Source organism: Heliomicrobium sulfidophilum, assembly GCF_057715735.1.
In genome coordinates this window covers 1,728,063-1,745,434 of record NZ_JBVTZZ010000005.1, presented here as the reverse complement: position 1 = coordinate 1,745,434, position 17,372 = coordinate 1,728,063, and the positions used below count along the sequence as shown (strand labels likewise).

13 protein-coding genes are annotated in these 17,372 nt (G+C 58.9%); 2 read left to right on the top strand and 11 right to left on the bottom strand.

From position 1 onward, the window contains the following. Positions 1 to 194 precede the first annotated feature (194 nt). The 6 genes from AC0CW1_RS14005 to ilvE form a co-directional block, all read right to left on the bottom strand. Positions 195 to 1,733 carry a 2-isopropylmalate synthase gene (locus AC0CW1_RS14005; protein ID WP_488183623.1) on the bottom strand — a complete coding sequence of 513 codons (1,539 nt, stop codon included), beginning with the start codon at positions 1,731 to 1,733 and terminating at the stop codon, positions 195 to 197. 38 nt (positions 1,734 to 1,771) lie between these two features. Next, complete coding sequence (ilvB, locus tag AC0CW1_RS14000; protein WP_488183622.1) at positions 1,772 to 3,433, bottom strand: biosynthetic-type acetolactate synthase large subunit; 1,662 nt, start codon at positions 3,431 to 3,433, stop codon at positions 1,772 to 1,774. A gap of 101 nt (positions 3,434 to 3,534) precedes the next feature. Next, the gene (ilvC, locus tag AC0CW1_RS13995) at positions 3,535 to 4,530 is read right to left on the bottom strand and encodes a ketol-acid reductoisomerase (RefSeq protein WP_488183620.1); all 996 of its coding nucleotides are present in this window, start codon (positions 4,528 to 4,530) and stop codon (positions 3,535 to 3,537) included. Positions 4,531 to 4,664: 134 nt separating this feature from the next. Continuing rightward, positions 4,665 to 5,147: an acetolactate synthase small subunit gene (gene ilvN, locus AC0CW1_RS13990; protein ID WP_488183619.1), complete on the bottom strand. Its 483-nt coding sequence runs from the start codon at positions 5,145 to 5,147 to the stop codon at positions 4,665 to 4,667. Positions 5,148 to 5,172: 25 nt separating this feature from the next. Beyond that, positions 5,173 to 6,831: a dihydroxy-acid dehydratase gene (gene ilvD / locus AC0CW1_RS13985; protein ID WP_488184165.1), complete on the bottom strand. Its 1,659-nt coding sequence runs from the start codon at positions 6,829 to 6,831 to the stop codon at positions 5,173 to 5,175. A 74-nt stretch (positions 6,832 to 6,905) separates the two neighbouring features. Further along, on the bottom strand, positions 6,906 to 7,778 hold the full coding sequence (ilvE, locus tag AC0CW1_RS13980; protein ID WP_488183618.1) for a branched-chain-amino-acid transaminase: 873 nt from the start codon (positions 7,776 to 7,778) through the stop codon (positions 6,906 to 6,908). A 1,346-nt stretch (positions 7,779 to 9,124) separates the two neighbouring features. Here ilvE and AC0CW1_RS13975 point away from each other — a divergent pair. Both AC0CW1_RS13975 and AC0CW1_RS13970 read left to right on the top strand, forming a co-directional pair. Further along, positions 9,125 to 10,102, top strand: coding sequence for a YpdA family putative bacillithiol disulfide reductase (locus tag AC0CW1_RS13975; RefSeq protein ID WP_488183617.1), 978 nt, complete (start codon positions 9,125 to 9,127; stop codon positions 10,100 to 10,102). A gap of 64 nt (positions 10,103 to 10,166) precedes the next feature. After that, a complete protein-coding gene (locus tag AC0CW1_RS13970; RefSeq protein WP_488183616.1) occupies positions 10,167 to 11,375 on the top strand; it encodes an EAL domain-containing protein in 1,209 nt (402 codons plus the stop codon). 490 nt (positions 11,376 to 11,865) lie between these two features. Here the strand turns inward: AC0CW1_RS13970 and AC0CW1_RS13965 are convergent, their stop codons facing one another. The 5 genes from AC0CW1_RS13965 to AC0CW1_RS13945 form a co-directional block, all read right to left on the bottom strand. Beyond that, positions 11,866 to 12,795 (bottom strand): flagellar motor protein MotB, encoded by a 930-nt coding sequence (locus tag AC0CW1_RS13965; protein ID WP_488183615.1) that lies wholly within the window; start codon positions 12,793 to 12,795, stop codon positions 11,866 to 11,868. Continuing rightward, positions 12,795 to 13,577 carry a flagellar motor stator protein MotA gene (gene motA, locus AC0CW1_RS13960; RefSeq protein ID WP_488183614.1) on the bottom strand — a complete coding sequence of 261 codons (783 nt, stop codon included), beginning with the start codon at positions 13,575 to 13,577 and terminating at the stop codon, positions 12,795 to 12,797. The genes AC0CW1_RS13965 and motA overlap by 1 nt, the downstream gene beginning before the upstream one ends. A gap of 207 nt (positions 13,578 to 13,784) precedes the next feature. Next, entirely contained in the window at positions 13,785 to 15,122 is a 1,338-nt protein-coding gene (locus AC0CW1_RS13955) for an acetyl-CoA hydrolase/transferase C-terminal domain-containing protein (RefSeq protein WP_488183613.1), read from the bottom strand. Positions 15,123 to 15,440: 318 nt separating this feature from the next. Next, a complete protein-coding gene (locus AC0CW1_RS13950) occupies positions 15,441 to 16,580 on the bottom strand; it encodes an ABC transporter permease (RefSeq protein WP_488184164.1) in 1,140 nt (379 codons plus the stop codon). Beyond that, the gene (locus AC0CW1_RS13945; protein WP_488183612.1) at positions 16,580 to 17,350 is read right to left on the bottom strand and encodes an ABC transporter ATP-binding protein; all 771 of its coding nucleotides are present in this window, start codon (positions 17,348 to 17,350) and stop codon (positions 16,580 to 16,582) included. Before AC0CW1_RS13945 ends, AC0CW1_RS13950 begins: the two co-directional genes overlap by 1 nt. Positions 17,351 to 17,372: the final 22 nt, after the last annotated feature.

Below are 17,372 nucleotides of genomic sequence, written 5' to 3'. Positions count from 1 at the left end.
CGGCGTGATGAGCGCAGACCGCGCAGCGTCAAAGGGCGCCATCGACATGCAGAAAAGCCCGAGAGCTTTTGGCGCCCTAGCGGAGCGGTCAAAGCGAACAGCCGCGGAGCTCTTAGCGAGTGGCGCATCCACTCCCCCGCCGATTAATAATTCCTTACAAAATGGGTTAGAGCCTATGTGCTTCTGACGGACGGCTAGACAGCCCGCTCCGTCTTCACCTTCGGCAGCTTATCAAAGACGATCTTATTGACCGCATTCAGGTACGCCTTGGCCGACGCCACGATGATGTCCGTATCGACGCCGCGACCCGTGTAGAAGCGGCCTTCCCGCTCCAGCTTGACGCTGACCTCGCCTTGGGAGTCCTCGCCGGAAGTGGTGGCGTTGATGGCATAGGAGGCTAGGCGGGCGCCGGTTTCGGTGATCTTTTCGATAGCCTTGTAGGCGGCGTCGACAGGACCGTCGCCGCAGGAAGCTTCCTCGTAGGTTTCCTCTTCCCGGCGGAGGCGGACCGTGGCTGTTGGAACCAGCACGGTGCCACTGGTGATGTGCAGGTATTCCATGGTGTAGGCCTCGGGGAAGGCGCGCAGTTCGTCTTCCACGAGGACGATCAAGTCTTCATCGGTAATATCCCGCTTGCGATCGGCCAAGGCCTTGAACCGGGCAAAAGCCTTGGCGAGCTTTTCGTCTTCCAGGGTGTAGCCGAGTTCCTTGAGGCGCTCCCGGAAGGCGTGGCGTCCCGAGTGCTTGCCGAGGACGATGTTGTTCGTGAAGATGCCGATCATCTCGGGGTTCATGATCTCGTAGGTGGTCCGCTCTTTCAGCACGCCATCCTGGTGGATGCCCGACTCGTGGGCGAAGGCGTTCTTGCCGACGATCGCCTTGTTCGGCTGAACGAGCATGCCTGTCAGGTTGGAGACAAGGCGCGAGCTCCGGTAGATCTCGCTCTTGTTGATCGACGTATCCAGGTTGTAAAAAGGCTTGCGTGTGTAGAGGGCCATGATCACCTCTTCAAGAGAGGCGTTGCCGGCCCGCTCGCCGATACCGTTGATGGTGCCCTCCACCTGGAGGGCGCCATTTTCCAGCGCCGACAGGGTGTTGGCGACGGCCAAGCCGAGGTCATTGTGGCAGTGGACGGAGACGACGGCTTTATGCATGTTCGGTGTGCCGTTGATAATGGCCTTGATGAAGGCGCCGAACTCCTGGGGCGTGGCGTAGCCGACGGTGTCGGGAATGTTGATCGTCGTCGCCCCTGCCTCGATGGCCGCCGAGAAGATGCGGCAGAGGAATTCCACATCACTGCGGAAGGCGTCCTCGGCGGAGAACTCCACGTTCGAGGTGAAGGACTTAGCCAGTTTGACCGCTTCCACAGCCGTCTCAAGGACCTTGTCCGGTTCCATGCGCAGCTTGTGTTTCATATGGATGGGCGACGTGGCGATGAAGGTGTGGATCCGCGCCTCTTCAGCGCTGCGCAGCGCTTCGGCGGCCCGCTCGATGTCTTTGCGGTTGGCCCGGGCGAGGCCGCAGATGACGGGACCGCGCACCTGTTCAGCCACCGCCTTGACCGCCTCGAAGTCGCCCGGTGAAGCGATGGGGAATCCGGCTTCAATGACGTCCACGCCTAGGCGGGCCAACTGCTGGGCAATCTCCAACTTTTCATGGAGGTTAAGGCTCACCCCAGGCGATTGCTCGCCGTCTCGGAGAGTGGTGTCAAAAATGACGACTCGCTTGGACATCCGAAAGCCCCCTTTTTCAAAGTTTCTCGATTTAGACGTTACTCGCAGAGGATGATCTCATCGAGCCCTTTGCCGCCGAGCACTGTCGGGTAGACCAGGTCGTTCTCGTCGGTCATCACCTCGACGAGGACCATGCCCGGGTGGGCGAAAGCCTCTTGCAGCGTCGCCTCGACTTCCTCCAGTTTCGTGACGGGGAAGTAGCGGATACCGTAGGCGGCGGCGATAGATTCGAAAGAGGGATTGAAGGTCAGCTTCACACCGGAGTAGCGCTTGCTGCAGTAGAAGTGCTGGAGTTGGCGGACCATCCCCAGGGCGTGGTTGTTGAAGAGGATGATCTTGAGGGGCAGGTTCTCCTGGCGGGCTGTGCCCAGCTCCTGCATCTGCATCTGGATGGAGCCGTCGCCGGTGATCAAGACGACCATATCGTCCGGACGGGCCGTCTGGAGGCCGTTGGCGGCCGGGAGACCGTAACCCATGGTGCCAAGGCCGGCTGAGGTGATGAATCGCCCCGGCTTGACGAATTTATAGTGGAGCGCCGTCCAGATCTGATGCTGGCCCACGTCGGTGGCGACCCAGGCATGGTCGCGCGTCAGGTCGCCGGCCTTTTCGATGACGTACTGGGCGGTCAGGCTCTGCTTCGGATACTTAAGGGGGTTCTGGGCCTTCAACTGGGCCACCTGTTCCAGCCATTCGGCGTGGTTAGGCGCCGGTTTTAACTGATTGAGTTGTTGAAGGACCAGGCGGGCGTCGCCGACGATGGGCACGTCGATATCGGCGTTCTTGCCGATCTCGGCCGGGTCGATGTCGATGTGGATGATCTTGGCGTCGCGGGCGAATTTGGCCATGTTGCCGGTAGCGCGGTCGCCGAAGCGAACGCCGACGCCGATGAGCAGATCGGCCTTGCTGACGGCCTTGTTGGCATAGGGGGTGCCGTGCATGCCCACCATTCCCAGGGAAAGGGGATGGGTCTCCGGAAAAGCGCCGATGCCCATCAAGGTCGTCGTGACCGGGATCTGAGCCGATAGGGCGAGTTCGGTCAACTCCGGAGAGGCATTGGCGAGGATGATCCCGCCGCCGACCATGATTACGGGCCGCTTCGCTTCCTGGATCAAACGGGCGGCATTTTTGATCTGGGACGGATGGCCCTTGACGTTGGGCCGGTAGCCGCGGATGTCGACGACCGGTTTTTCGCCGCAGAGGGAGCACTCGGTCGACAGGACATCCTTGGGGATGTCGATCAGAACGGGGCCGGGCCGGCCGGTGGAGGCGATGTGGAAAGCCTCACAGACGACGCGGGGGATGTCGGCCACATCTTTGACAAGATAGTTGTGCTTGGTGATCGGCATGGTGATGCCGGTGATATCGACTTCTTGAAAAGCGTCGGTGCCGACCATGGAGGTGGGAACCTGCCCGGTGATGACCACCATGGGGATCGAGTCCATGTAGGCGTTGGCGATCCCTGTGACCAGGTTGGTCGCCCCTGGTCCCGATGTGGCCAGGCAGACCCCCGGTTTGCCGGCGGCGCGAGCGAAGCCGTTGGCCGCGTGGGCAGCCCCTTGTTCGCAACGCACAAGGATATGCCGGATGGGGGATTCGAGCAGGGCGTCATAAATCGGCAGCACCGACCCGCCGGGATAGCCGAAGATGACCTCGACGCCGTTTTCTTCCAAGCATTTCAGCAGCGCCTGGGCTCCGTTCAAGGCGTTCCACTCCCCTCTTCCTGTATCGGCCGCATCGACAAGGAAAGCCCCGCAAACGGGGCCTCCCTCATCGGATCGCGCAGGCCGGCGTCTTTTTCCGATTACTTCGCGGTTTTCAGCCAGGGCATCATGGCCCGCAGTTTTTTGCCGACGACTTCGATCTCGTGGTTTTCGTCGGCTTTGGCCAGGGCGTTGAACTTGGGACGGTTGACTTCGTTTTCAAGGAGCCATTCCTTGGCGAAGGTGCCGTTTTGGATCTCCGTGAGGACCTTTTTCATTTCCTTCTTGGTCTCTTCGGTGACGATGCGGGGCCCGATGTTCATGTCGCCCCACTGGGCCGTATCGGAGATGGAGTAGCGCATCCAGGAGATGCCGCCCTCATACATCAGGTCGACGATCAGCTTCAGTTCGTGGAGGCACTCGAAGTAGGCCATTTCGGGGGCGTAGCCGGCTTCGACGAGCGTCTCAAAACCAGCCTTGACGAGGGCCGAGGCGCCGCCGCAGAGGACCGCCTGTTCGCCGAAGAGGTCTGTTTCGGTCTCTTCCTGGAAGGTCGTTTCAATGACGCCGGCCCGAGTGCCGCCAGTGCCTTTGGCGTAGGCGAGGGCGAAGTCTTTGGCGCGGCCGGTGGCGTCCTGGTAAATGGCGATCAGGGTGGGCACGCCGGCGCCCATGGTGTACATGCGGCGAACCATATGGCCGGGGCTCTTGGGGGCAACCATGAAGACGTCCACGTTTTTGGGCGGCTGGATCTGGCCAAGGTGGATGTTGAAGCCGTGGGAGAAGCAGAGGGCTTTGCCTTCGGTCAGGTAGGGAGCGATCTCTTCCCGGTAGACCTTGCCCTGTCTTTCGTCCGGGATCAGGATCTGGATGATGTCCGCCTTGGCGGCCGCCTCGGCGACGGGATAGACTTCAAAGCCGTATGCTTGGGCTTCTTTGACACGGTTGGAGTCGGGGCGCAGGCCGATGATGACGTTGACGCCAGAATCCTTCAGGTTTTGCGCCTGGGCGTGGCCCTGGCTGCCGTAGCCGATGACGGCAACCGTTTTGCCTTCGAGCAGGGACAGATCGGCGTCGGCATCATAGTACATTTTCATTGAGAGGTTCCTCCATTCAATATTTGCAAATTTGTCATTGGGGTTGCTACTTTTCTGCAGAAGAGCCCGCCGTGCGTCCGCTTACGTGCATAGGATTGCGACGGCAGGGGACGCAGCAATGGGATGGGACGGCTCTACTTCGCCCCCCGCAACATGGAGATCCGCCCGGTGCGAGCGAATTCGCGGATGCCGAAGGGGCGAAGGCTGGTCAGGATGGCCTGGATCTTCTTCTGATCGCCCACCACCTGGATGATCACAGAACTGCGGCTCAGGTCGACGATGGTGGCCCGGAAGATCTCGCAGATCTGCATGACCTCGCTGCGGGCGGCCACGTCGGCCGTGCACACCTTGACGAGGATCAGTTCCCTGTGAACCGATTCCTCTTCCGTGATGTCTTGGATCTTGATTACGTCGATCAGCTTGTGGAGTTGCTTGGTGACCTGTTCGATGATTCGATCGTCGCCGTCGACGACGATGGTCATGCGGGACACGGTGGGGTTTTCCGTCTCCCCGACGACGAGGCTCTCGATGTTGTAACCCCGACGGGCAAAAAGGCCGGCCACGCGCGTCAGGATCCCCGGTTTGTTCTCCACCAAAACGGACAGGGTATGGCGCATCGCATTTGCCTCCTTTATCCCGCTCTTAGCGCATCCGCGCCCCGGTTGAGGCGGATAGCACGTTCTGGGCGTAACGTTTCATGTAACCTGAGGTGACTCTCGGCGCCGGCGGCTGCCACTCTTTGCGGCGTTCGGCCAGTTCGGCCTCATCCACTTCCACGGCCAGCTTGCCGGCGGGGATGTCGATGGCGATGATGTCGCCTTCGCGGACATAGGCGATGGGACCACCGTCAGCCGCTTCCGGCGAGACATGACCGATGGCGGCGCCCCGCGTCGCCCCGGAGAATCGACCGTCGGTGATCAGGGCCACATCCTTATCGAGGCCCATACCGCAGATGGTCGACGTGGGCGAGAGCATTTCCCGCATGCCTGGACCGCCGCGCGGTCCTTCGTAGCGGATGACGACGACATCGCCCTTCTGGATCTTGCCGCCTGTGATGGCCTCATAGGCCTGTTCCTCCGAGTCAAAGACGCGAGCGGGACCCTTGTGGACGAGCATCTCTGGCGCCACAGCGCCTTTTTTGACGACAGCGCCGTCGGGGGCCAGGTTGCCCCGCAGGACGGCGAGACCGCCCGTCTTCGAGTAGGGGTTGTCGATGGGACGGATCACGTCAGGCCGCAGGTTGACGCTGGCAGCGACGTTTTCGGCGACGGTCTTGCCGGTCACCGTAGGCAGGTCGCCGTCGATGAGTCCCGCGTCAAGGAGGGTCTTCATGACGGCGGGGATGCCGCCTGCTTCGTCGAGATCTTCGATATGATGCTCCCCGGCTGGGGCAAGCTTGCAGAGGTGGGGTGTTTTGGCACTGATCTCGTTGACCATATCGAGATTCAGTTCGACGCCGGCTTCATAAGCGATGGCGGGCAGGTGCAGCAGCGTGTTGGTGGAACAGCCCAGAGCCATGTCAACGGTGACGGCGTTGCGGAAGGTCCGCTCGGTCATCATGTCCAGGGGCCGCACGTTGTTGGCCAGCAGTTCCATGATCTTCATTCCTGTCTGCTTGGCCAGCAGGGTGCGGGCCGAGTAGACGGCCGGGATGGTGCCGTTGCCAGGCAGGCCCATGCCGAGGACTTCCGTGAGACAGTTCATCGAGTTGGCCGTGAACATGCCCGAGCAGGAACCGCAGGTCGGGCAGGCGTTTTCTTCGAGTTCCTGCAACTCTTCCCGTGTCATTTTGCCGGTGTTGTACTGGCCGACGCCTTCGAAGACGGTGTTCAGGTTGACCTTTTTGCCCTGGAAGCGCCCGGCCAGCATGGGGCCGCCGCTGACGAAGATGGAGGGGATGTTCAGGCGGGCCGCCGCCATCAACATGCCCGGGACGACCTTGTCACAGTTGGGGATGAAGACGAGGGCGTCGAAGCCATGGGCCATGGTCATCACTTCGATCGAGTCGGCGATCAGTTCCCGTGAGGCGAGAGAGTACTTCATCCCGGTGTGATTCATGGCGATACCGTCACAGACGGCGATGGCCGGAAATGCCAGCGGTGTGCCGCCGGCCAGGCGGACGCCTGCTTTCACAGCGTCAGCGATCGTGTCCAGATGGATGTGACCGGGGACGACGTCGTTCTTGGCGTTGACAATGCCGATGAGCGGACGGTTCATCTCCTCTGCGGTGAGACCGAGCGAGCGCAAGAGCGAACGGTGGGGCGCTTTTTCGACGCCGCATTTGACCGTCTGACTGCGCAGATTCCTTTCCAACAGGCTCCCCCCATTTCCATTCTTTCTTCTCCGTAATATACGGTTGATTTCGTCGATTATTGCTAAATCGGCGTGCCCTGATTCCGAGCGTATTCCCGGAAGGCAGCAATCAGGTCGCTCGTCATCGGACCGGGAACGCCTTCACCGATGCTCCGGCCGTCGACATTGACGACCGGGATGACCTCAGCGGCGGTGCCGGTGAGGAAAACCTCGTCGGCTGTATAGACATCGAAGCGAGTAAAGACCTCTTCGACCACCGGGATGCCTTTTTCACGGGCCAGGTCCATGACGGTATTGCGAGTAATGCCCTCCAAGATGCCCACATGGACCGGCGGCGTGAGCAAGCGCCCCTGCTTGATGATAAAGATGTTGTCGCCGGTGCACTCAGCCACATAGCCTTCCTGGTTGAGCATGATCGCCTCCAGGACGCCGGCGCGGGCTGCTTCGATCTTCGCAAGGATGTTGTTCAGGTAGTTCAGCGACTTGATGCGCGGGTTCAAGGCTTCGGGCACGTTGCGGCGGGTCGCCACCGTGACGACATCGAGACCTTTTTCATAGAACTCCGGCGGGTAGAGGGTGATGCCGGCGGCGATGCACAGCACCGTAGCCATGGGGCATTTGCGCGGGTCCAGGCCCAGATCTCCCTTCCCCCTGGATACGACCAAACGGATGTAGGCGTCGCGAAGATGGTTGCGGCGCAGGGTCTCCAGGACGACGTCAACCATTTCCCCTTTCCCCACAGGAATCGCCAGTTTGATGGCTTTCGCTGAGTCGTAGAGGCGGTCAATGTGTTCATCCAGTTTGAAGACCCGGCCGTTGTAAGCCCGGATGCCTTCAAAAATCCCGTCTCCGTACAGAAAACCGTGGTCGAAAACGGATATCTTTGCCTGCTCCTCCGGAACAAAACGGCCATCCAAGTAGATGATCAGGCTCACCTTCGCAATCTCCCCTTCCGTTAACCTGTGCCATGATGACAAAAAAGAATATAAAAAAACCTCCCGCCCAGACAGACATTGCGCCTGTCAGGGACGAGAGGACTTTCCCGCGGTACCACCCTGATTGTCGCGGCCAAAAAAAGACGCGACCTCTTGACCGGCAGCCTTTCGGCTGACGCCAGCATGATAACGGACGCTTGCGCCTATGGCGCTCCATCCGGCTCCATCTACTGCCCGCCTCTCGGCAAGGGTTCGACTGGCAACTCCCGGGAGAGACAACACCGCCGTATTAGTGCCGGTTTCCAGCTTCCCCGGCTCTCTGGAACTAAGGGACAAACGGTGTATAGTACCCCATCATCGTCTTTGGTCAAGGTTCTGTTATTGACAATTAGTATAGTCAAGCATCCCCACCGGTGTCAAGGACTGAAGGCGGTTAAAACTTCGTAAAAAAACATCGCGCTTCCCTGTTGCGCTCTTCAAACAATTGTGCTAATATGAAATCAAGCAACAGCCCTACAGTAAAGGTTCAGGTTCACCTACTCACGATGGTTGGAAACCAAGGTTTCCCGGTCAGTGCAGGTGTCGACCAGTCCAACGGTGGGGTTTCTTTCATTTCTGGCTCCCGGTTGTTTTTTATCACTCAATTGGTTGTAGGGTAGCCCGTCTCTCGGTCCTAAGTACCGGATCCCGATTCTCACTGTTAGGTTCAAGTTCCTGTGTCACCTTTCTCGGTCGAGGCCTCTAGTTCCTGGTCAATTGCCCCGGTGCTGGTAGAGACCTCTGTTCCCAGTCCAGTGTCACAGTTAATGGTTGAGGTCTCCCTATCCAGTCAAGCGCCCCGATTCTTGGTAAGAGGCCTTCAGCTCTCAGTTAAACTTCTCGGTTCCTTGTAGAGGCCTCTCGTTCCGGTCAAACGTTTCGATTCCTGGTTGAGGCCTCCGGTTTCTGGTTACGTTGCCTCCAGTCCCCGGTCAACTGTCACGGTTCTCGGATGAGTGCCACGGCTCTTGGTTCAGTGTCACAGTTCCCGCGCATTTCCCACATTCTCGGTTTGCGGAGGCACGGTTTGTCTGGTTCAGGGATTCCGGTATCGTCGACATCTCCACTCGCGTCTGTCCATTCGTTCGTATCCTATCCTCAGTGGTTCCTGGTTGGTTGTCCCGATCTTGCTACGGTTTGGGTGCCAATGTCTATGGGAACGGTTTGTACTGTAGGGGTAGTTGCTTAGTAGGGAGAAGGTTGAAGACCTTCTCCCTTTCATTTTGCCTTCAATGTGAGAGGATGCTATTTTTTTACTCTCTCAACCGCTATAATGAAAGGAAGAGCGACTTGGAGGTGGGGCGAAGATGTATGACATCGCGGTTGTGGGCGGCGGCCCCTGCGGGTTGGCTTGCGCCATCGAAGCAAAAAATCACGGCCTTGACTGTGTTGTCCTGGAAAAAGGCAATGTGGTCAATTCTGTTGCCGGTTATCCCGTTTATATGGTGCTGTTCAGCACAACCGACATGCTGGAGATTGGAGGACTCCCCTTCATCACTGGCGACTGCCGCCCGACCCGGCTGGAAACGGTGCGTTACTACTGGCGAGTGGTGCAGCATTTTGGCATTCCGGTCCATTCTTACCGAGAGGTGACGGAGATCCTCCCTGCCTCGACCGGCTTTATGTTGCACACACGGGAAAGGCTGACTGGCGAAGAGCCGGTCGTCTTCGCCAAGCGGGTGGTCGTAGCCACCGGTTGCTACGATCGGCCCAACCTGATCGGTGTGCCCGGCGAGGATTTGCCCCATGTGAGCCACTACTACAAGGAACCCTTCCCCTACATGGGGCGGCGTGTGATTGTCGTCGGCGGCGGTAATTCGGCTGCTGAAGCGGCCTTGGAACTGGCTCGCTTCGGCGCACAGACGACAATCATCCACTTTCTGCCGGAAATGGATGTGACGGTCAAGCCCTGGATCGGCGCCGAATTGACGGCGCGCATCTTAAAACGCGAGATTAACGCCCATTTTAACACCCATGTCAAGGCGATCCTCCCACAGGCGATCACCCTGTCCGCCGAGGAGGGCGAGGACACTTTTGAGCTAGAAGCCGATTTTGTCTTTTTGATGACCGGATACCGGCCTACCACTCAGTTGCTCATCCAGGCGGGAGCTGCCCTTGATGAGTCAGGCTTCCCAAAACACAACCCGCTGACGATGGAGACAACCGTTCCCGGCCTCTACGTGGCCGGCGCCATCAGTGAAGGTTGGCGGGTCACCCAAGCTAACATTGAAAAAGGACGTTTTCATGGGAAGCGGATCATCCAGTCCATTGATGGGGACCAATGAGCCTGTTCCATTACACCGCAAGGACTGACGGAAATGAGCGGCACCATGCCGAGGAGGCTCTGACATGAATCTGCCCCGGTTTTTACCTGACCCGGCTACCGTTATGCCACACTTTCAACCGATCCTCTCAATGGATACGCAGACCATCTACGCCTATGAGGTGCTCGGTCGCTACACAGGCCCCCAAGGCGTGCGTAGCCTTGGGCCTTTTTTTCACGATCCCGCTGTTTCCATGGAGGAGCACATCTTTATCGACCGGATCATCCGTCAAAAGGCGATCGCCAGCCTGGTACACGCCCCGGCGGATACACGACTTTTTCTCAACCTCAAGCCGGGTTGGATTTACAACTACCGGGACAGGCCGGACCAACTCCCCACCTTGCGCTTTCTTCGCGAACATAATGTGGATCCCTCCCGGATCACCGTCGAGATCACCGAGGACTCTTTTCAAGACGATATTGAAGAACTGGCCCGTATCACCCGGACCTACCGGGACGCCGGTTGCCAGATCGCCATTGATGACGTGGGCAGCGGCTTCGTCAATTTTGACCGCATCGCCTACATCAAACCGAACATCCTCAAGCTAGACCTGGAGTTGGTCAAGAAGTGCGGTCGCGAATCCTTTTTCCGGGAGATCCTCCTCTCCTTCGCCGTGATGGCCGAAAAAATCGGGGCTTTTTTGCTCTTCGAAGGCATCGAGACGAAGGAAGAGGTGCAGATCGCCCTTTCGCTCGGCGCCCGCTACCTGCAGGGATACTTCTTTTCGCCGCCCCAGGCAACGATGCAAAACCCCAATGCCTTTCATTCCGGTTTGAACCGCCAAATCCGGCAGTTCGTCGATCACGCTCTCTGGCAGCAACACACCGACCAGCGTGATGCCGAGGAACTGCGGGACAACCTCTTCGAATGCCTGCCTCGCTTGTCTGAGGGAGAACAGGTCACCGTTGACGACGCCGACGCTTTGATTGAGCCTTTCCTGGCGCTCCTTCCCCGGACAGTGATCCGCGTTTTTCTCTGTGATGAACGGGGATACCAGTGGTCATCGAATTTCACCCGCCAGAACGGGCACTGGGAACAGGATCCCCACTTCGTCGGCCGCAACTGGGCCTGGCGCCCCTACTTCTTAAACAACATCGTCAAGGCCACCTATCAGGAGGCGGGGAAACTGTCCGCCGTCTACACCGATGCCCACACCGGCGAGAAGATGCGGACCTACATCTACCCTATCCCGGACAACCTGTTCCTCTGCCTCGATCTGACCATTGAGGCGTAGCCGATTGAACTTCACCGATGAGTCTTCTCATTTTCCCATGGTTCTTGCTCGTCGGTGATTCGACGTTTCATACAACTTTTCGAATGGATCGAGGAGGAGGCGGCTAACCCCCGTCTCCAGGTAGGAAGGGCTGCGCAATTCGCAGCCCACACCCCCACAGAACCAGGCGTGCGGATTTCCCGCACCTGGCTACTTTCGTCCCATGCACCTGCCCAAGTCTACTGTCACATCCCTTGGCTGTATGGGGCATCACCTTGTGATGTAGGCTCGCCCGAATGTGGCAGCCTCAAATGGGGTTCGTGTACCTCAGGTCGGGACTTTACCTCCGGCTTCCTTCAGATTCGGCCTCGCAGTCGACACCCTTGCCCTTGGCTAACGGTTGGTACAGCCAACCCCCGTTCAGGACTTTCACCTTAGCGTTATCGCCCATGCCGGGCGCACATCGAGAAAAGCGGCCCCGCCGAGGGACCGCTTTTTCTTATCAGTTGGTTTAGGGAACGAAGCGAAGGGGGCTGTCGGGGATCTTATCAGCAGGCAGTCGCTTCGGTTCGCCGGGCAATCCTTCTAGGATAGGGGCAGGCGGCGTTGCGTCGTTGTTTTCTGCCGACGAGGCCTTTGGCTGGGTCGCCGGCGTTCCTTGGGGGGCAATCGGCTCGGGCACCGGTTTTACGACCGAGGCCGCCTTTTGGTCCGGCAGCGGGAACTGGCGGATGATCATGACTTCGACGCGCCGGTTCTGGGCGCGCCCTTCCGGCGTATTATTGGACGTCTTAGGATGGTATTCGCCGTAGCCGACGGCAGTGAACTTGACTGGGTTGTTCTGCTTGTCATTGAGGATATGCTTCATCACGTTCAAAGCGCGCTTGGCGCTTAAGTCCCAGTTGGAGGGGAACTCAGCCGTGTTGATGGGCAGGTTATCGGTGTGGCCGGCGATGCGCACCTCGTTGTTCAGGTTATGCAACGTTTCAGCGATCAGGTCGAGGGCCGGCAGCGCCTCCCGCTTCAGATCGGCCTTTCCAGAGTCGAAGAGGGCCGCGTCGCGAAAGCTGATCTGCAAGCCTTCGCGGACAAGGTTGGTTTCCACCTGTTTTTCCAGACCCTTTTCTTGAATGAATTGATCGATGCGGTTTTTGACTTCCTGCAAGTCCCGCGTCTCTTTCAGCGATTCCATGAGCTGAACCTCGGGCGGCGCGTCGCTGACACCCTCCGTCGGCATGGGAGAGGCGTTCATCATCAGCCCGGAACCGCCTTTAAAGACGGTTTCCATCGCTTTTTTCAGGGCTTCAAACTTCTTCGTGTCCACCTGGCTGACGGCGAACATGACGATGAACAGGGCCAGAAGCAGCGTCAGCATGTCCGCATAAGGGATCAGCCATGTCTCATCGACATGCTCCTCATGGTGCTGTTTCTTCTTCGACATTAGACATTTCCTTCTTTCTCAAGGGCTGCTCGCTCCGCTTGAGTCAGGTGGATCATCATCTTCTCACGGATCTGGATGGGGCTGCTGCCGACCTGGATCGACAGGATGCCTTCCAGCATCATCGTTTTTAACTTGACCTCTTCAGCGGACTTCCGCTTCAACTTGGTAGCGAAGGGGTGCCAGAGGACGTAGCCAGTGAAAATCCCGTAGAGGGTGGCGACGAAGGCAGCGGCGATCATGGTGCCGAGCTTGTTGACGTCGTTCAAGTTGCCCAAGGCGCCGATCAGTCCGATAACAGCGCCGAGAACGCCGAGTGTCGGGGCATAGGAACCGGCTGAGGTGAAGATCGAGGCGCCGACACGGTGGCGTTCTTCCATGGCGGCGATCTCCGCTTCGAGAAGTTCTCGGACGAAATCTTCGCCTTGGCCGTCAACGATCAGGCGTATGCCGTTGCGCAGGAAGCTTTCTTCCAGCTTGTCGATGGAGGCTTCGAGGGAGAGCAAGCCTTCGCGGCGGGCCTGCTGCGCCATGTCGGTCATCTGTTGAATGATCACCTTCGGCTCCGTCAGCTTTTGCTCCTTGAAGATGATCCCGAAAAGGGTCGGCATTTTCTTGATCTCTTTCATCGGGAAGGAGTTGAGCAAGGCGGCGAAGGTGCCGACGAAGATGATGATGATAGCGGCCGGGTTGATGAGAACAGCCACGTTGGCCCCTTTGGCAATCATCCCGCCGACGACGGAGAAGACACCCAGCGATATCCCTAGAATAACGGCGATATCCATGTTTCGCACCTCAACAAACCAGAATTTTGCCTATCAAATAATCCCATCTGCTTATTCGAACAGCGTCTATCCCATTGAGCCATTGGAAGCTATTCGACATCGTCCTGACGCATCCCTTCTACCTTTTGGTGTTAAAAATATAGAAAAAAAGCACCCCCAAAGGGATGCCTTCTGTGATTGTCATTTATCGGATGTCTCCGCTGTGTCCTATCGCTTGTTGCTGCGCCGCCAGATGCCCATGCCCTCGGCTTTGGCGATCAGCTCCTCCCGGAAATCGGGATGGGCGATGCCGATCAGTCCCTCGGCCCGCTGCCAAGCCGATTGGCCTTTGCAGTTGAACATGCCGTACTCAGTGACGACGTACATCGTTGTCGCCCGCGTGTCGGTGATTATCCCGCCAGGGGTGATCGTCGGCAGGATACGCGACTTGCTGTTGCCGGCCTTGTCCCGGTAGGTGGAGGAGAGGCAGATGAAGCTGCGCCCGCCCCTCGATTGGTAGGCGGCGATGACGAAGTCGAGTTGGCCGCCAGTGCCGCTGATCTGGCGGGTGCCCGACGACTCGGCGCAAACCTGGCCGAAGAGGTCGACTTCGACGGCGTTGTTGATGGTGACCAGGTTGTCGATGGAACCGGCGATCTCGGTAGCATTGGTATAGTCGACGGGATAGCTGGCCACGAAGGGGTTTTCATCGAGGAAGTCATAGAGCTTCTTCGTGCCCAGGGCGAAGGTGAAGGCGATGCGTCCGCGATCGATGGCCTTGCGCAGGCCATTCATGCGTCCGGCCTGGAACATGTCGACGAAGCTGTCAGCGATCATCTCCGTGTGGCCGCCCAAGTCTTTTAGGTCGGATTCGGCGATCATCGTGCCGAGGGCGTTGGGCATGCCACCGATGCCGAGTTGGACACAGTCGCCGTCGGTCATCTTCTCCAGCACCTGAGCCGCGATGGCCCGGTCCACGTCGCTGACTGGCGCCGGCGGCAGTTCAGCCAGGGGCAGATTGTCGCCTTCGATGATGTGATCGACCTGGTCGATGTGGATGCCGTGGCCATGGCCGCCGTGGACACGGGGGAAGCGTTCATTGACTTCGATGATGATCTTTTTGGCCCGGGCGATCAGGCCGTAGTGGTGGCTGTTGCTGACGCCGAAGTTGAAAAAGCCATGTTTGTCCATGGGGGCCGCTTGGGTGACGAAGACATCGGTAGGTTGGTTCTCGAGAACATAGCGGGGCAGTTCGCAGAAACGCATCGGGCTGTAGAAGGCCGAGCCTTGAGCGGCGTAGCGCCGGTCAAGACCAGTAAAATGCCAGGAGTTCCAGGTGAAGCGCTCGCCCGTAGAATCGGCTTCGAAAGCCAACGACGGGTACACAGAGACGCCTGTCCGGATGTTCACGCCGAAAAGTTCATCGCCGCGCTCGGCCAGGGCGGCGTCGAAGGCGCGCGGCGCAGCCAGACAAAAACCATACTCGATCCAGTCGCCCGACTTGACCATCCGGGCCGCTTCGCTTGCCGTGGTTCGTTTCGAACGGTACTGCTCTTGAAGACTCATCGGCGTAAACCCCTCCTATTCACTGTTCCATGGGCATGGGGAACCAGCTTCCTGTGTAAAGCGCGCCTGGCATCGAATTCTGACAATTTCGATTATACTGATTTCCGTTCTGCCGGTAAATAGCCACTTTTCCCTTTTTCGGCAACGGGGGCTTCCCTTTCTCAAAGAAAAATCACTCCTTGCCCCACGGCATCTCCGCCGTGACATAAGGGGTGATCCGAAATTAACAGCCAAATACAGCCATCGAAAAATGAAACGTGCCTATTCTCAGGCGTTACCGGGAGCCATAAGGGAACAGCAAACAAAGCCGCCTTTGTGTCAGTCCAGGTTTTTCCGAAACTTTTTCGCCGCCACGAAAAAGAGCCCGATGGCGAAGACAGAGAGGACCAACGTCTCCTTCCACAGGTAGTCGAGGCCGACGCCTTTCAAGAAGATCCCCCGCACGATGACGAGGAAGTAGGTCAAGGGAAGCATCCCGCCAAGGCCTTGCAGGAAAGCCGGCATCGTCTCGCGGGGGAACATGAAACCAGAGAGCAGGATCGAAGGCAGGATGAGCAGGAAGGTCATCTGCATGGCCTGGAGCTGTGTTTTGGCCACTGTCGAGACGAGGAGCCCGATGGCCAGGACGGTGATCAGAAAGAGGGTGGACAGGAAAAAGAGCAAGGGCACGTTGCCTTTTGGCGGCACCTCAAACCAGTACATGCCGAGGAGGAGCACCATCGTCAAGGAGACGAAGCCGATGAAGACAAAGGGCAGCAGTTTGCCCAGCATCAATTCGGCCGGGCGGATCGGCGTGACGACCAGTTGCTCCATCGTACCCCGTTCCCTTTCCCGGACCATGGTGAAGGAGGTCAGCATGGCGATCACGTTTTGCAGGATGAGGCCGATCAGACCGGGGATGTTGAAGACGGTCGACTTCATGTCCGGGTTGTACCAGACGCGCGTCTCCACCTGCACAGGCAGGCGCGGCGTCTCTCCCCCCTGGGCGGCCAGGCGCTGGGCTTGCACATCCCAGCCGGCATTAAAGCCGACTGTCTGGACGGCGCTCATGGCCGCCCGGGCCGCCGTCGGGTCGGAACCGTCCACCAGCACTTGGATGGTGGCGCTACCGTTGCCCTGCACCTCTTTGCCATAATCCGGCGGGATGATCACAGCGACGCGGGCGCCGGCGCTGTCCAGGTAATGACCGATCTCATCGTATCCCCGAACATAGAAGTCTGGGTCGAGGTAGGTGGAATTGCGCAAGGCGCTGATGAATTGTCGGCTATCCTGTCCCATCGACTGGTCCCAGACGACCGTGGGCAGGTGATCCACGTCGGTGTTGACGGCATAACCGAAGAGCATCAGCAGCATGACGGGCATGCCGATAGCCAGGCCGAGGCTCGGCCGGTCGCGGATGATCTGCTGGAATTCCTTGCGCAGGATGGCCTGAAAGCGGGTCCAACTGAACTGTTCCATCATCGCCGCCCCCCTTTGATGCCGGCGTTGCGCGGGTCGTCGGTGGCTTCGCGCTCGACGTAGTAGATGAAGAGGTCGTCAAGACTCGCCTTGTTTTCGCGGACCTTCATCTCCGCCGGCGTGCCAAAGGCGATCAGCCGCCCATAGAAGACAAAGCCCAGGTAGTCGCAGGTGTCCGCCTCGTCCATGTAGTGGGTGCTGACGAGGATGGTCATGCCCTCGGCGCGCAGTTGATGGATGATCTGCCAGAAGACGCGGCGGGAGACAGGGTCGACGCCGGCCGTCGGTTCGTCGAGGACGATCAGCTTCGGCTCATGGAGCAAAGCGCAAGCCAAAGCGACGCGCTGCTTCCATCCGCCCGATAGGGAGTGGACCAGTTGGGGCAGCCGGCCTTCGAGGCCGATCCGCTCGACGACGCTCCGCTTGCGCTTGGCCGCCTCGGCGCCGCGCAGGTTGTAGACGCCCGCGTAGAAGTCGATGTTCTCCTGGACGGTCAGGTCGTCGTAGAGGCTGAACTTCTGGGACATGTAGCCGATGCGCTGCTTGATCTCCTCGGGGTGGGTGCGCACATCATAGCCGAGGACCGTGGCCTGGCCCTCTGTCGGCATGAGCACCCCGCAGAGCATGCGGATCGTCGTCGTCTTGCCGGCGCCGTTGGGACCGACGAAACCCATAATCGAGCCGGCCGGCAGTTGGAAGGTCACACCCTCGACGGCCGTATAACTCCCAAAGCGTTTGATCAATCCCTGGCAGTCGATAGCCAGATCCATGGTTGTCACCTCCGTCGGACCG

What these genes read in the sequence shown, in the direction of transcription:
- ilvN (WP_488183619.1), bottom strand. Translation starts at nt 5,147, where the DNA reads ATGCGCCATACCCTGTCCGTTTTGGTGGAGAACAAACCGGGGATCCTG.
- AC0CW1_RS13945 (WP_488183612.1), bottom strand. Translation starts at nt 17,350, where the DNA reads ATGGATCTGGCTATCGACTGCCAGGGATTGATCAAACGCTTTGGGAGT.
- AC0CW1_RS13975 (WP_488183617.1), top strand. Translation starts at nt 9,125, where the DNA reads ATGTATGACATCGCGGTTGTGGGCGGCGGCCCCTGCGGGTTGGCTTGC.
- AC0CW1_RS13965 (WP_488183615.1), bottom strand. Translation starts at nt 12,795, where the DNA reads ATGTCGAAGAAGAAACAGCACCATGAGGAGCATGTCGATGAGACATGG.
- motA (WP_488183614.1), bottom strand. Translation starts at nt 13,577, where the DNA reads ATGGATATCGCCGTTATTCTAGGGATATCGCTGGGTGTCTTCTCCGTC.
- AC0CW1_RS13950 (WP_488184164.1), bottom strand. Translation starts at nt 16,580, where the DNA reads ATGGAACAGTTCAGTTGGACCCGCTTTCAGGCCATCCTGCGCAAGGAA.
- AC0CW1_RS13970 (WP_488183616.1), top strand. Translation starts at nt 10,167, where the DNA reads ATGAATCTGCCCCGGTTTTTACCTGACCCGGCTACCGTTATGCCACAC.
- ilvC (WP_488183620.1), bottom strand. Translation starts at nt 4,530, where the DNA reads ATGAAAATGTACTATGATGCCGACGCCGATCTGTCCCTGCTCGAAGGC.
- AC0CW1_RS14005 (WP_488183623.1), bottom strand. Translation starts at nt 1,733, where the DNA reads ATGTCCAAGCGAGTCGTCATTTTTGACACCACTCTCCGAGACGGCGAG.
- AC0CW1_RS13955 (WP_488183613.1), bottom strand. Translation starts at nt 15,122, where the DNA reads ATGAGTCTTCAAGAGCAGTACCGTTCGAAACGAACCACGGCAAGCGAA.